This window comes from Aliivibrio fischeri, assembly GCF_009727955.1.
In the GTDB taxonomy this organism is placed as follows: domain Bacteria; phylum Pseudomonadota; class Gammaproteobacteria; order Enterobacterales; family Vibrionaceae; genus Aliivibrio; species Aliivibrio fischeri_A.
The window spans coordinates 62,973-77,899 of sequence record NZ_WOBR01000008.1 but is presented as its reverse complement, the minus strand read 5'-3'; the positions used below and the strand labels follow the sequence as shown (position 1 = coordinate 77,899).

Below are 14,927 nucleotides of genomic sequence, written 5' to 3'. Positions count from 1 at the left end.
TTAGGGGGTATTTTTCGTTAAGGACATCGCTGTGCTAAACCGTTTCCCTTTATGGAAGTATTTGATGGTAGTTTCTGTACTACTTATCTCAGCTCTCTATGCACTTCCAAACCTTTATGGTGAAGATCCAGCAGTTCAAATCACGGGTAGCCGTGGTACAGAGGTTCAAACCTCTACGCTGGATGTTGTCGCTGAAAATTTAAAGAACAATGACATCGATTATAAGTCAATTGCATTTGAAAATGGCTCTGTTCTTGTTCGATTTAACGATACTGATTCTCAAATCAGTGCTCGTGATATTATTAATGAGTCTTTAGGTAAAGATTACGTTGTTGCATTAAACCTTGCCCCGTTAACTCCTGACTGGCTAACCTCTATTGGTGCTGCACCAATGAAGCTTGGTCTTGATTTACGTGGTGGTGTTCACTTCTTAATGGAAGTGGATATGGATGCGGCAATGAGCAAGTTGATTGGTCAGCAAGAAGAATCATTCCGTACTGATCTTCGTGAAGCTAAGATCCGTTACCGCGCAATTCGTGACTCAGGTAAAGATTCCGTAGAAGTGGTTCTTCGCAGCGAAGAGCAATTAGCTGAAGCGAAAAAAGTATTATCTGATGCTCACCGTGATATGACATTTGTTGAGTCAGAGTCAAACGGTCAATTTAAGTTAATTGCAACGTTTACTGAGCAGCGTTTACAAGAAATTCGTAATTACGCCGTTGAACAAAACATCACGATCATTCGTAACCGTGTTAATGAATTAGGTGTTGCTGAACCATTGGTTCAACGTCAAGGCGCAAGTCGTATTGTTGTTGAGCTACCGGGTGTTCAAGATACAGCGCGTGCTAAAGAAATTCTAGGTGCGACAGCGACACTTGAGTTCCGTGAAGTGGATGATAAAGCGGATTTAGCTGCAGCAGCAAACGGTCGAGCTCCTGCTGGTAGTGAGATCAAAGAAGATCGTAATGGTCGTCCTGTTGTTCTTAAAAAACGTATTATTCTTGGTGGTGCAAGCATTACAGATGCAAGCTCAAGTGCTGATGAATATGGTCGTCCTCAAGTAAACATCTCGCTAGATAGTGAAGGTGGTAGCAAGATGACTGCGTTCTCTCGTAAAAATATCGGTAAGCTAATGGCAACGGTATTTACAGAGTACAAAGACAGTGGTCGTCGTACACCGGAAGGTCGCGTTATTCTTTCTAAGACAGAAGAAGTGATTAACCAAGCAACGATTCAATCCGCTCTTGGTCGTAGTTTCCGTATTACTGGTATTGATTCTCAAGCTGAAGCTCATAACTTAGCACTTCTACTTCGTGCTGGTGCTCTAATTGCACCTATCTCGATTGTTGAAGAACGTACGATTGGTCCATCAATGGGTCAACAGAATATCGATATGGGTATTCAAGCGTGTATTTGGGGTATGGTTGCTGTAATGATCTTTACCCTAGTTTATTATCGTGGTTTTGGTCTTGTTGCAAACTTAGCTTTAATGGCAAACTTGGTATTAATTATTGGTGTTATGTCGATGATTCCAGGCGCTACAATGACGCTTCCTGGTATTGCCGGTATCGTATTAACGGTTGGTATGGCGGTCGATGCTAACGTACTTATTTTCGAGCGTATTCGAGAAGAGTTGCGTGATGGACGTAATCCACAACAAGCAATTCACCAAGGTTATGCAAATGCCTTCAGTACGATTGCCGATGCGAACATCACAACCCTGATTACTGCTATTATCTTGTTTGCTGTTGGTACTGGTGCAATTAAAGGTTTCGCTGTTACGTTATCTATCGGTATTTTAACGTCAATGTTTACTGCGATTGTAGGTACTCGTTGTGTGATTAACTTAGTTTACGGCGGTAAGCGCGTAGACAAGCTGTCGATCTAAGGACTCATTATTATGTTTCAATTAATGAAAGCAGAGAAAACGATCGACTTCATGCGTTGGTCTAAAGCTGCCTTCTTCTTTTCAATGCTGATGATTGTTGCTTCTATCGCAACGTTATCGACAAAGTGGCTAAACTGGGGTTTAGACTTCACGGGTGGAACACTGATTGAAGTTGGCTTTGAACAGCCTGCACAATTACCAGATATTCGTAGTGCATTAGAAGCGAAAGGTTTTGGTGATGCTACGGTTCAAAACTTTGGTACTGCACGTGATGTTATCGTTCGTCTTCAACCTCGTGAAAACGTAAAAGGTGAAGAGCTAGGTAACCAAATCATCAGTGCAATTAAAGAAGGTACTGGTGAGCAAGTAGAGATGCGTCGTATTGAGTTCGTTGGTCCAAATGTGGGTGATGAACTTACCGAAGCGGGTGGTTTAGCTATCCTAGTTTCTCTGTTATGTATCTTGGCTTATGTTTCGATGCGTTTCCAATGGCGTTTAGCTGCTGGTGCGGTACTTGCTTTGGCGCACGATATCATTATTACGTTAGGTATTTTCTCTTTTTTACAAATTGAAGTCGATTTGACGATCATCGCGGCGCTATTAACGGTGGTGGGTTATTCTTTGAATGATACCATTGTTGTATTTGACCGTATTCGTGAAAACTTCTTGAAAATGCGTAAGGGTGATTCTAATGACATTATTAATGATGCGATTACTCAAACATTAAGTCGTACATTAATTACATCAGCAACGACGCTATTTGTTGTTATCGCACTATTCACTCAAGGTGGTGCAATGATCCACGGTTTTGCTCTTGCATTGCTGTTAGGTATCACTATAGGTACATATTCTTCTATCTATGTAGCATCAGCATTGGCTCTGAAATTAGGTATCACTCGTGAACACCTAATGCCAACGCCTATTGATAAAGAAGGTGAAGAAGAGTTTGAACAGATGCCTTAATGGTACTTTGTTAACTATATAATAAAAATGGACCATTAGGTCCATTTTTTTATGTCTACTAAAAGCTTTAAAGTTTCTCTAAATCTTTTTCTATTTCTTCTATTTTGCTCGCTACCACTTTTTCTAAATGCCTTAAATCTTTTAGAATTTTCTTCTTCACGTCGGTGGGAGTCTCTTTTTCTGGGCGAGTAATTTTGTTTAATTCATCAATGATAAGCGTTAAATTTCGATTGATTTCAGTGGTTTCTTTATAACGATGGCTACCACTATCTACAAGCACATTTTTAACTTGGCGAGGGTATTTGAATTTTACGCTTTTAGCAAAGAGTTCACCTTTCTGCTTAGAAAAATAGATCTTCAATATGTCTTTATGGGCTTCTTGTCGTAGAGAATAACGTTCAATTTTTTCTGGTTCAGAAATTCCAAGGCTAACAAGGTGTGGGTACATGGCTTACTCCAATATTATTATATAGTTATCAGATTCCTCTAAATGAGCATTAACGATGAGAGCCGATATCACAACTGTTGTGAATGAAAGTTGTGGGATGGATCTTATCCATCCCATTTATTGTTTTTAGTTATTCGTATTATGAGCTTAATCTCGCTACATTTTTAACTAATGCTAATTCAAGCTCTGCCTGTTTTTCATCATCAAGTCGGCCGCCAACATCAGATGTCAGGATGAACAAATCCTCTGCTCGTTCACCAATTGTTGTGATTTTAGCTGCATGTAAATTGATACCTAATTGAGCAAATGTAGCTCCAACCGTTGCTAATAACCCCGGAGTATCTAAAGCAACAAACTCCATTAACGTCCTTTTACCTGTTTTAGTTGGTAAAAACTCCATGCGAGTTTTTACATTGAAATGTTGCAGTTGGCGTGGGGGACGACGGGTTTTAATGTGTGTCGCTTGGTTATTTAATTTAACGTCGTAAAGTTGGTCAATTAACTTTTGTTGTCGCTCTTCATCAATAGGATCATCATTTTGGTCAAGTACCATAAAGGTGTCGAGTGCATAGCCATCTTTGCTGGACATGACTTGTGCATCATAAATAGTGATACTGCGTCTATCTAACTCTGCTGCTACAGTAGCAAAGAGGTGCGGCTGATCTTTACTATAAACAAAAATTTCAGTACCTCCACGAGAGGCGTTTTTACTGATGAGTATTAATGATTTTTCTTTATCTTGATGACGAAGAAGGTGGCTAGCATGCCATGCAATTTGTTTATGAGTATGACGTAAAAAATAGTCTGCTTTGAATCGACGCCACAGAGCATCGACTTCCCATTGTGTGAAACCTTCACTACGAAGCTGTGCTGAAGCCATTTGTTGATTATGACGAATGCGATCACGTAAGTCTGGCGGGTTTTCTAGACCTCTTCTAAGTGCTCGTTGAGTTGCATTGTATAAATCAGCAATAAGCGATCGTTTCCAGCTGTTCCATAAATCAGGATTAGTAGCACAAATATCAGCAACGGTTAAGCAGACTAAATAATCTAAACGTTCTTCATCTCTAACTTGTTTTGCAAACTCAGTAATAACATCAGGATCGTAAATATCACGTCGTTGTGCTGTTACGGACATTAACAGATGACTTTTTACTAACCAAGAAACTAAGTTGGCTTCCGGTTTTGATAGTCCATGGCTAATACAAAAATCATAGGCATCTACAGCACCTAATTCAGAGTGATCACCCCCACGGCCTTTTGCTATATCATGAAAAATGGCTGCTATGATAAGTAACTCTTTTTTCATGATTTTAGGAAAGATTTCACAACAAATTGGGTGTTTCTCTCGGTTTGCGGTATCTGAAAATTTATTAATATGTTTAAGCAGGCGAATGCTGTGCTCATCAACCGTATAAGCATGAAATAAATCAAACTGCATTTGCCCTACAATATGGCTCCATTGAGGTAAGTAAGCGGAAAGAACCCCTAATTTATGCATTGAGCTAAAAGCATTATTTAATGCGTTTGGATGTTGAGTTAATTGTAGAAATTTTTCTTTGGCTTCTGGTATTTCACATAAAAAACGGTTTAGGCGACGTCGAGCCGTTCGTAATTGACGCATTGTAGGTGGAGCAACTCCGTCAATGGTAGAGTCATTCGCCATTAATAAAAACATGTCTAATATAGTGTCTGGACGAGCTTGAAATAGAGCTGGTTTTCGAGCTTCAATTAATCGTCCACGGCGTTGGAAGTCATCATCTATGATAATGGCATCATCTTGCTCTCCTTGATGAAGGATCGCTTGGTCAAAAATTTTCAGCAACATGCTATTGAGCTCGGCAACACGGCGTAAAGTTCGATAGAACTCTTTCATCATACGCTCTACACCGCGATTTCCTTCACCAATAAAACCTAAATGCTCTGCGACAGAAGCTTGATGACCAAAGGTGAGTCGATTGTCGTATCGCTTCAGTTCAATATGCAACGCAAAGCGAACACGCCATAAAAACTCTTGGCATTCTAATAATTCACGATATTCCGCATCGGTTAAGAAACCAGCTTGACTCATCTCTAGTAGGGAAGTTGCTCCGAAGTGGCGTCGAGCAATCCAGCCTAGGGTATGAATGTCTCTCAGTCCCCCAGGACTTGATTTTATGTCAGGTTCTAAGTTGTATGTAGTGTCATGGTAACGGCTGTGACGTTTTTTCTGTTCGTCAATTTTAGCTTGATAAAACGACTCACTTGGCCAGAAACTGTCTGAATGTATTTTTAATTTGAGTTGGTGGGACAGTTCTTTATTACCACAAATGTAGCGCGCTTCTTGTAAGTTAGTTGCTACAGTTAAATCATTTTTTCCTATTTCTATACACTCTGATATAGAACGAACACTATGGCCAATTTCTAATTTTAAGTCCCAAAGTAGAGTGACTAACTCACTTACTTTTTGACAAAATGCATCATTGGTATTGTTCTCAGTTAAAATGAGAATATCAATATCTGAAAGAGGATGAAGTTCACTCCGTCCATAACCACCGACAGCGATCAAGGATGTATTTGCTATTTCATCAAATTTAAAAAAATGCCACAGTCGAGAGAGTAATTGATCAAAATAGTGAGATCGTTCAAGTACTAAATCTGAAACGGCTTTGTGTTGATGAAAAGCATTAATTTGATATTGAGAAAAAAGGGTAAGTTGTTGCTTTAATTCGGTAATATTAAGCTGAGTATCGGATAAGGATAGGGGAGATAGGTATTTCATAGCAATCCTTGCTGATAAAAAAACAGAAGACCGAAGCCTTCTGTTTATTTGGTGTTTTATTATTTGTTATTCATGTGACGAGGAATGGTTTCTTCAGCACGTAACGTTAACACTTCACAACCCGTTTCGGTTACTAAAATAGTGTGTTCCCATTGAGCGGTATTTTTACCGTCGCCTGTGTATACCGTCCAACCATCGTTGTCGTCTTGAAGACAGCCGAATTTACCTAAGTTGATCATTGGCTCAATAGTAAATGTCATACCTGCTTTTAATACAGTACGATCGCTGTTTTTGTAATGAACAACTTGTGGTTCTTCATGGAATTCAGAACCAATACCATGCCCACAGTAATCACGTACGATAGAACATTTTGGTGTTGTACCTTTGATGTATTTTTGGATAGCAGTACCAATTTCACCCAGTTTTACACCCGGTTTAACTTTACGCATACCAACATATAAACTTTCTTGTGCAATTAGACACAGGCGTTTATCTGTAGGACTTACATCACCAACTAAGAACATCTTAGAAGTATCACCATGGTAACCGTCTTTGATTACTGTGATATCAATATTCAGGATGTCACCGTCTTTTAATACAGCAGGTTTTACAAAACCATTGTATTGCTCATCTTGTGATGCAGGAATACCATGACAAACAATGTGGTTAATTGACGTACAGATAGATTTAGGGAAACCATGGTAATTTAACGGAGCAGGGATTGCGCCTTGAACTTCAGTAATGTGCTTGTGACAAATTTGATCAAGTTCTTCTGTTGTTACCCCTGCTTTCACATAAGGTTCAATCATTTCAAGTACTTCAGCGGCTAATTGGCCGGCTACGCGCATTTTTTCAATTTCTGCAGCGTTTTTAATCTTTACTGACATGGGCTTTTCTCTATCTAAAATTAAATCGTATTAAACGATAATGTATCTAAGTTTACCTAGGCGGCCTGTATCTTTCAATTATAAGGTGATGGGAATACCTAGATCAGTAAAATGATCCTTTAAAAATGAGTTATAAGAGAAAAATAGTGGATTTTAACAGCGTTTTTATGGTATAAAGCGCGCCGGATTGATGAACAATTTGTTGTTCTCAATACCAACTATACTTTTATTTTAAATCACACACATACCGACACGCAGTCCGGGGTGCTCATTTTTTTGATTGTCTAATCTTAAATTAGAGTCGGATTATTAGCGGGGTATGTGGAGGCTTAACCCCATTTAACAGAGGAATTCTCAAAATGGCAACTGTATCAATGCGCGATATGCTTAAAGCTGGTGTTCACTTCGGTCACCAAACTCGTTACTGGAACCCAAAAATGAAGCCATTCATCTTTGGTGCTCGTAACAAAGTTCATATCATCAACCTAGAGCAAACTGTACCAATGTTTAACGAAGCTTTAGCAGAACTTGCTAAAATCGGTAGCAAAAAAGGTAAAGTACTTTTCGTTGGTACTAAGCGCGCTGCATCTGAAGCTGTTAAAGAAGCTGCAATCAACAGCGACCAGTTCTACGTGAACAACCGTTGGTTAGGTGGCATGCTTACTAACTACAAAACTGTTCGTCAATCTATCAAGCGTCTAAAAGACTTCGAAGTTCAATCTCAAGACGGTACTTTTGAGAAACTAACTAAGAAAGAAGCGCTAATGCGTACACGTGATATGGAAAAACTAGAGAAATCTCTAGGCGGTATCAAAAACATGAACGGTCTTCCAGACGCGTTATTTGTTATCGATGCTGATCACGAACACATCGCTATTAAAGAAGCAAACAACCTAGGTATCCCAGTATTTGCTGTTGTTGATACTAACTCAAACCCAGACGGTGTTGACTACATTATCCCAGGTAACGATGACGCAATCCGCGCTATCCAACTTTACCTGAACGCTGCTGCTGACGCTGTTAAGTCTGGTCGTAACCAAGACGTTGCAGCTGTAGCTGAAAAAGACGGTTTCGTAGAAGCTGAATAATATTTTTTCGATTCGTCGAAATTATTATTTGCTCCTAGTGAGTCTTTTCGTTTCGTAGTAAACTGAAATAGTTAGCAGGGGCCCAATTTGGCCCCTGATTTTTAACTCCACCAATTAAATTGAGGAATTGAGAATGGCAACTGTAACTGCTGCTCTTGTAAAAGAACTTCGTGAGCGCACTGGCGCTGGCATGATGGAATGTAAAAAAGCGCTAGTTGAAGCGAACGCTGATATCGAACTAGCGATCGAAAACATGCGTAAATCTGGCGCTGCTAAAGCTGCTAAAAAAGCAGGTAACGTTGCTGCTGAAGGCGCAATCATCATCAAAGAAGAAAACGGCGTTGCTGCTCTTCTTGAAGTTAACTGTCAAACTGATTTCGTTGCTAAAGATGCTAACTTCACAGCATTCGCTGCAGAAGTTGCTGCTGCAGCTGTTGCTTCTCAAGCGACTGTTGAAGAACTTCAAGCACAATTCGAAGAAACTCGTGTTGCTCTAGTAGCTAAAATCGGTGAAAACATCAACATCCGTCGCGTACAATACGTTGCTGGTTCTGCACTAGCTTCTTACCGTCACGGCGAGAAAATCGGTGTTGTTGTAGCTGGTGAAGGTGATGCTGAAACTCTTAAGCACATCGCTATGCACGTTGCTGCTTCTAAGCCTGAGTACGTTAACCCATCTGACGTACCTGCTGACGTAGTAGAAAAAGAAAAAGCTGTTCAAGTTGAAATCGCTATGAACGAAGGCAAGCCTCAAGAAATCGCTGAGAAAATGGTTATCGGCCGTATGAAGAAATTCACGGGCGAAGTTTCTCTAACAGGCCAAGCTTTCATCATGGAACCTAAGAAAACTGTTGCTGAAATTCTTAAAGAGAAAGGCGCTTCAGTATCTAACTTCGTACGTCTAGAAGTTGGTGAAGGTATCGAGAAAGCTGCAGAAATGAGCTTTGCTGATGAAGTAGCTGCAGTACAAAAAGGTTAATCCCTTCTGTATTGTAACTGAAAGAGACCGTGGCTATGCTGCGGTCTTTTTGTGAATAGCTGTTACCTTTTACTATTGAATTATTAATAGAAAATAATCCAGTACTAAATGGTGACCGTTATTTTGACAACTCTAGTGAAAAGGTAAAATCCATGACGACGAACCCGAAACCAGTATATCAGCGTATTCTATTAAAACTTAGTGGTGAAGCACTTCAAGGCGAAGAGGGTTTTGGTATTGACCCTGCAACGCTTGATCGTATGGCTCAAGAAGTAAAAGAGTTGATCGAGCTTGGTGTTCAAGTTGGTGTTGTTATCGGTGGTGGTAACCTTTTCCGTGGTGCAGGTCTTGCAGAAGCAGGCATGAACCGTGTAGTAGGTGATCACATGGGTATGCTAGCTACTGTAATGAATGGCTTAGCGATGCGTGATGCACTACACCGTGCATACGTAAATGCTCGAGTAATGTCAGCTATCCCTCTTAAAGGTGTGTGTGACGATTACAACTGGGCTGATGCTATCGCTCAATTACGTCAAGGCCGTGTTGTTATTTTCTCTGCTGGTACAGGTAACCCATTCTTCACAACAGACTCTGCTGCATGTCTACGTGGTATTGAAATTGAAGCTGATGTTGTTTTAAAAGCAACAAAAGTAGATGGTGTATTTACTGCTGATCCAGTATCTAACCCTGATGCAGAATTGTATGATAAACTGTCTTACAACAGCGTTCTTGAAAAAGAATTAAAAGTGATGGACTTAGCAGCGTTTACTCTTGCTCGTGACCACAACATGCCTATTCGTGTATTTAACATGAACAAGCCTGGTGCATTACGTCGTGTAGTTATGGGTGAAACTGAAGGCACACTGATCAGCAACGCTGAATAATTCTCCTACGAATCAAAAATAATCAAGGTGATCTTGTGATTAACGAAATTAAAAAAGATGCGCAAGAGCGTATGGAAAAAAGTGTTGAAGCACTGAAAAATAACCTGTTAAAAGTTCGTACAGGTCGTGCTCACCCAAGTCTTCTATCTGGTATTTCAGTTGAATACTACGGTGCAAAAACACCTCTAAATCAAGTTGCTAACGTTGTAGCTGAAGATTCTCGTACTCTTGCAATTACGGTTTTCGATAAAGAGCTTGCTGGTCTTGTTGAAAAAGCAATCATGATGTCAGATCTTGGTCTAAATCCAATGTCAGCGGGTACAGTAATCCGTGTACCACTTCCACCGCTAACAGAAGAGCGTCGTAAAGACCTAGTTAAGATTGTTCGTGGCGAAGCTGAAAATGGCCGTGTAGCTGTTCGTAATATCCGTCGTGATGCTAATGGTGATGTGAAAGCTCTTCTTAAAGATAAAGAAATTTCTGAAGATGATGATCGTCGTGCACAAGATGAGATTCAAAAATTAACAGATGCTGCTGTTAAGAGTATTGATGAAGTACTTGCAGTAAAAGAAAAAGAGTTAATGGAAGTATAATTGCTTTCATGCTCATTGTTCTCACTGATCTTTTCATTAAATTAATGATATGATGTCGGCGACGAACACCATAAGAAGCGCTGGGTGGAGACATCAGCGCTTTTATTTTTAAGGGAGTTATATGACCAGTCAAATTAATAACGAGTTTTTATCATTAGAAGTATTACCTAAGCATATTGCGGTAATTATGGATGGTAATGGACGTTGGGCTAAGGCTCAGGGAAAACCTCGTGTATTTGGTCATAAAGCGGGTGTTGATGCGGTAAGAAAAACCATTTCAGCAGCCAGTAAGCTTGGGATCAATGCCATAACACTTTTTGCTTTTAGTAGTGAGAATTGGCGTCGACCTGAAGAAGAAGTAAGTGTTCTAATGGAGTTGTTTATCACGGTGCTTTCTCGTGAAGTAAAACGTCTTCATAAAAATAATATTCAATTGCGTATAATTGGTGAAACATCTCAGTTTAGTTCTCGCCTTCAGAAGAAAATTGTTGAAGCGGAAACATTAACTTCTGAAAATACAGGGTTAGTACTAAACGTTGCCGCAAACTATGGCGGCAAATGGGATATTACACAAGCAGTACGCCGCCTCGCATATCAAGTGGAACGAGGCAATTTACAGGCAGATGATATTGATGAGAATCTTATCGCATCTAAACTGACTATGTCAGATTTGCCTGAAGTGGATTTGATGATTAGAACTAGCGGTGAATGTCGTATCAGCAACTTTATGTTGTGGCAAATGGCTTATGCTGAGTTCTATTTCACTGACCAATATTGGCCTGATTTTAATGAACAGAGCTTAGCTGACGCTGTTGCTTGGTTTGTTAGTCGAGAAAGACGATTTGGTTGTACTGGTGAACAAATCCAAGCTCTAATGAACGAAAAGGATCAATAAAGTTTGAAACAGCGTATTATTACTGCTCTTATTTTGGCGCCCCTTGTTATTGCAGGGATCTTCATGTTGCCAATGCAAGGGTTCTTAATTGCTATCACAGCAATTACATTGGTTGGATTCTGGGAGTGGACTCAGTTTACAGAATCAAAATCTCGCTATTTAGCTATTATCCCTTCTGTTGCTGTCTTAGCAGCGTCTCTGTTTTTTCTTCCAACATCAACGTTAGAACTGACAATACCTAGTAATGAACATCAAATAATACTATTAGTTGGTTTTACATGGTGGTTAATTGCATCGGGGTTAGTACTTACTTTCCCAAACAGCAAAAAATTATGGCATAGCAACTTACCTTTAAAGCATATTTTCGGTTGGCTAACCATGATTCCTTTCCTATGGAGTATTTTATTACTTCGAGCTGATCACTATATGTTAGATAGCTATTATGGCGCTAAACTTGTATTACTCGTTTGTTTATTAGTATGGGCAGCAGATAGTGGTGCTTATTTTGCTGGTAAGTCATTTGGTAAGCGTAAAATGTCACCAGCAGTTAGCCCAAATAAAACCATTGAAGGCCTTATTGGTGGTGTGATTACCGCAATCATTATTGGTTGGGGGGCAGCAAGTGCATTCAATATTCAATTTGAAAGTACATCGTCAATGCTAGGCATTTTTATTGCAACAATTATCATCTCTGTTTTAGGTGACTTAGTAGAAAGTATGTTTAAGCGAGCATCAGGAATAAAAGACAGTGGTACGATTATTCCTGGTCATGGCGGTATTTTAGATCGCATTGACAGCTTAACAGCAGCTTTCCCTGTTTTTGCTTTTTTATATTTCTTCTAGCTGATATTAGGTATTTGACGTCAAATACTGTATCCATTTTTAAGTTATGCGGTAGATAGGATTATCTGCCGTTTTTCTATCTTTAAACCACCATGGTCATTTCATTATGCGCAAGTTAACCATTTTAGGAGCGACAGGCTCTATTGGTAGTAGCACACTATCAGTCGCAAAACAAAACTCCGATCAATTTGAAGTTGTAGCATTAGGCGCAGGTACTAATGTCGATAAAATGTTGGATTTATGCCTTGAATGGAAACCAAAATATGTAGCAATGGCAAGTCAAACTGCTGCTGATGCGTTAAAAGAGCGATTAACAGCTCATGCGATTAATGCTGAAGTATTCTCAGGTGAAGACGGTTTATGTCATATTGCGCAACTTGACGAAGTTGATACTGTAATGGCTGCAATTGTAGGGGCTGCAGGGCTTCTACCTACTATGTCGGCAGTTAAAGCTGGCAAACGTATTTTGCTTGCTAATAAAGAAGCTTTAGTGATGTCAGGGCAGTTATTTATTGATGCTGTAGAAAAGTACGGTGCTGAATTATTGCCAGTGGATAGTGAGCATAACGCTATTTTTCAGTGTTTACCGCAATCAATTCAAACCAATTTAGGGCGTTGTGATTTAGAGGAGCACGGTGTTAGCTCTATTTTATTAACTGGTTCTGGTGGTCCTTTTCGTTATACCAATGTATCAGAGCTTGAAGCAGTAACGCCTGAAATGGCAATTGCTCACCCTAATTGGTCTATGGGACCAAAGATCTCTGTCGATTCAGCGACGATGATGAACAAAGGTCTTGAATATATTGAAGCTCGTTGGTTATTCAATGCGAGTAAAGAGCAATTAAAGGTTGTTATTCATCCACAATCAGTAATTCATTCAATGGTCCAATATAAAGACGGCTCTGTGTTGGCACAAATGGGGTTACCGGATATGAGAACGCCAATCGCCTGTACCATGTCTTACCCAAAAAGAGTCAATGCCGGAGTTGAGCCTTTAGATTTTACTAAAGTTGGAGAGTTTACGTTTATAGCTCCTGACTTTTCTCGCTACCCTTGTTTGAAATTAGCGATTGATGCGTGTTATTTAGGTCAACATGCAACGACTGGACTAAATGCCGCGAACGAGCAAGCGGTTGCTGCCTTTTTAGACAATAAAATAAAATTTACAGATATCGCTCGAATTAATGAGGCTGTTTTGCATAAAGTGTGTGCAAACTTCCAAAACCTTGAGCTAGATAGCTTGGAAAGCCTGATTGACCTAGATAGAATGGCGCGTCGTTATGCCGATGAGGCAATTAATAAGGTTTAATTATGTCAGAACTTTTATGGAATTTAGCATCATTCATTATTGCACTGGGTATTCTTGTTGCAGTACATGAATTTGGCCATTTCTGGGTAGCACGCCGTTGTGGTGTTATTGTTGAGAAATTTTCAATTGGTTTTGGCAAATCTCTTTGGAGCAAAAAAGGCAAAGATGGCACTGAATATAATATTTCTATGATCCCACTTGGTGGATACGTAAAAATGTTAGATGAGCGTGTTGATGAAGTTCCAGAAGAGCAAAAAGAAAGAGCATTTAATAATCGCCCATTATGGCAGCGCAGTGCGATTGTTGCTGCTGGTCCAATAGCGAATTTCCTATTTGCTGTATTTGCATGCTGGCTTGCTTTTATGATCGGCGTAACCGCATTAAAACCAGTTGTAGGCCAAGTTGAAGATGGTTCTATTTTTTCTCAAGCAGGAATTGAAGCTGGCGTTGAACTAAAAGCCATTTCAGGAATCCAAACATCCGATTGGGAAGCCGTAAGCATGGCGATAGTGTCACACATTGGTGATGATTCTATGACTGTGACTTATAGTGATGAGAATAATATTGGTGTTGAAGTAACGAAGCGTTTGGATTTATCCCAATGGAATTTTGACCCAGAAAAAGATTCACCACTATTATCGTTAGGCTTTTTTCCTTATCGTCCAGCTTTAACTCTTGATGTTGCAAATGTTAGTAGTAACAGCGCCGCTGAAAAGTCGGGTTTATTAGTTGGTGACCGTTTAGTTTCAGTTAATGGTAATGCATTAACGAAATGGCAAGAAATGGTTGATGTTATACAAAGTAATCCGAGTAAAGCGGTTGATTTGGTTATCTCTCGTGAAGGTCAAACTGTTGATTTGGTATTAATACCAGATAGTAAAGAAATTGCAGATGGCAAAGTTATCGGATTTGCAGGTGTTTCTCCTGTATATCAAGAGTGGCCAGAAGGCTACCGTTATGAAAAACAGTATGGCCCAATTGTCGCGTTTGAAAAAGCATTAGCAAAAACAGGCGATATTATTGATTTAACCCTCACCATGACAAAGAAACTTTTTACTGGTGATGTTGCACTGAATAACTTGAGTGGTCCTATCTCTATTGCAAAAGGAGCTGGTACGACTGCTGAATATGGTTTAGTCTCATTTTTAGGATTTTTAGCGTTAATCAGTGTTAACTTAGGCATTATTAACTTATTACCTCTTCCTGTATTGGATGGCGGGCATTTACTCTTCTTTGCTATTGAAGGGATTACGCGTAAGCCAGTATCGGAACGAGTTCAAGAAATTGGTTATAAAGTAGGAACAGCAATGATCATGTCATTGATGGCGATAGCTTTATTTAACGACTTTATGCGCCTTTAAGTAGTAGCAAGGGAATTATTAGACGTAT

Annotated in this window: 13 protein-coding genes; 10 read left to right on the top strand and 3 right to left on the bottom strand. The window is 39.7% G+C overall.

Annotation, left to right across the window (positions count from 1 at the left end):
- Positions 1-31: 31 nt before the first annotated feature.
- Together secD and secF are read left to right on the top strand one after the other, a co-directional pair.
- Positions 32-1,888 carry a protein translocase subunit SecD gene (gene secD / locus GNP81_RS12160; RefSeq protein ID WP_146866382.1) on the top strand — a complete coding sequence of 619 codons (1,857 nt, stop codon included), beginning with the start codon at positions 32-34 and terminating at the stop codon, positions 1,886-1,888.
- 12 nt (positions 1,889-1,900) lie between these two features.
- On the top strand, positions 1,901-2,851 hold the full coding sequence (gene secF / locus GNP81_RS12155) for a protein translocase subunit SecF (RefSeq protein ID WP_005420566.1): 951 nt from the start codon (positions 1,901-1,903) through the stop codon (positions 2,849-2,851).
- A gap of 67 nt (positions 2,852-2,918) precedes the next feature.
- On the opposite strand, the gene GNP81_RS12150 is transcribed toward secF, so the two are convergent.
- From GNP81_RS12150 to map, 3 genes are all read right to left on the bottom strand, one after another.
- Positions 2,919-3,299 (bottom strand): DUF3461 family protein, encoded by a 381-nt coding sequence (locus GNP81_RS12150; RefSeq protein WP_005420564.1) that lies wholly within the window; start codon positions 3,297-3,299, stop codon positions 2,919-2,921.
- A 139-nt stretch (positions 3,300-3,438) separates the two neighbouring features.
- Positions 3,439-6,060, bottom strand: a complete 2,622-nt coding sequence (glnD, locus tag GNP81_RS12145; RefSeq protein ID WP_155669797.1) for a bifunctional uridylyltransferase/uridylyl-removing protein GlnD — start codon at positions 6,058-6,060, stop codon at positions 3,439-3,441.
- Between the two features lie 59 nt (positions 6,061-6,119).
- Positions 6,120-6,947 (bottom strand): type I methionyl aminopeptidase, encoded by an 828-nt coding sequence (map, locus tag GNP81_RS12140; RefSeq protein ID WP_005420560.1) that lies wholly within the window; start codon positions 6,945-6,947, stop codon positions 6,120-6,122.
- Positions 6,948-7,306: 359 nt separating this feature from the next.
- Between map and rpsB the strand changes: the two genes are divergently transcribed.
- The 8 genes from rpsB (at position 7,307) to rseP (ending at position 14,899) form a co-directional block, all read left to right on the top strand.
- Positions 7,307-8,035: a 30S ribosomal protein S2 gene (gene rpsB / locus GNP81_RS12135; protein WP_005420558.1), complete on the top strand. Its 729-nt coding sequence runs from the start codon at positions 7,307-7,309 to the stop codon at positions 8,033-8,035.
- A gap of 133 nt (positions 8,036-8,168) precedes the next feature.
- A complete protein-coding gene (tsf, locus tag GNP81_RS12130) occupies positions 8,169-9,014 on the top strand; it encodes a translation elongation factor Ts (RefSeq protein ID WP_005420557.1) in 846 nt (281 codons plus the stop codon).
- 152 nt (positions 9,015-9,166) lie between these two features.
- Positions 9,167-9,898, top strand: a complete 732-nt coding sequence (gene pyrH / locus GNP81_RS12125; RefSeq protein WP_005420555.1) for a UMP kinase — start codon at positions 9,167-9,169, stop codon at positions 9,896-9,898.
- A gap of 35 nt (positions 9,899-9,933) precedes the next feature.
- Entirely contained in the window at positions 9,934-10,491 is a 558-nt protein-coding gene (frr, locus tag GNP81_RS12120) for a ribosome recycling factor (protein ID WP_146866388.1), read from the top strand.
- A 133-nt stretch (positions 10,492-10,624) separates the two neighbouring features.
- Positions 10,625-11,386, top strand: a complete 762-nt coding sequence (locus GNP81_RS12115) for an isoprenyl transferase (RefSeq protein WP_373863493.1) — start codon at positions 10,625-10,627, stop codon at positions 11,384-11,386.
- Positions 11,387-11,389: 3 nt separating this feature from the next.
- Complete coding sequence (locus GNP81_RS12110; protein ID WP_005420549.1) at positions 11,390-12,229, top strand: phosphatidate cytidylyltransferase; 840 nt, start codon at positions 11,390-11,392, stop codon at positions 12,227-12,229.
- Positions 12,230-12,335: 106 nt separating this feature from the next.
- Positions 12,336-13,538 (top strand): 1-deoxy-D-xylulose-5-phosphate reductoisomerase, encoded by a 1,203-nt coding sequence (gene ispC / locus GNP81_RS12105; RefSeq protein WP_155669794.1) that lies wholly within the window; start codon positions 12,336-12,338, stop codon positions 13,536-13,538.
- Between the two features lie 2 nt (positions 13,539-13,540).
- Positions 13,541-14,899: a sigma E protease regulator RseP gene (gene rseP, locus GNP81_RS12100; protein ID WP_155673341.1), complete on the top strand. Its 1,359-nt coding sequence runs from the start codon at positions 13,541-13,543 to the stop codon at positions 14,897-14,899.
- Positions 14,900-14,927: the final 28 nt, after the last annotated feature.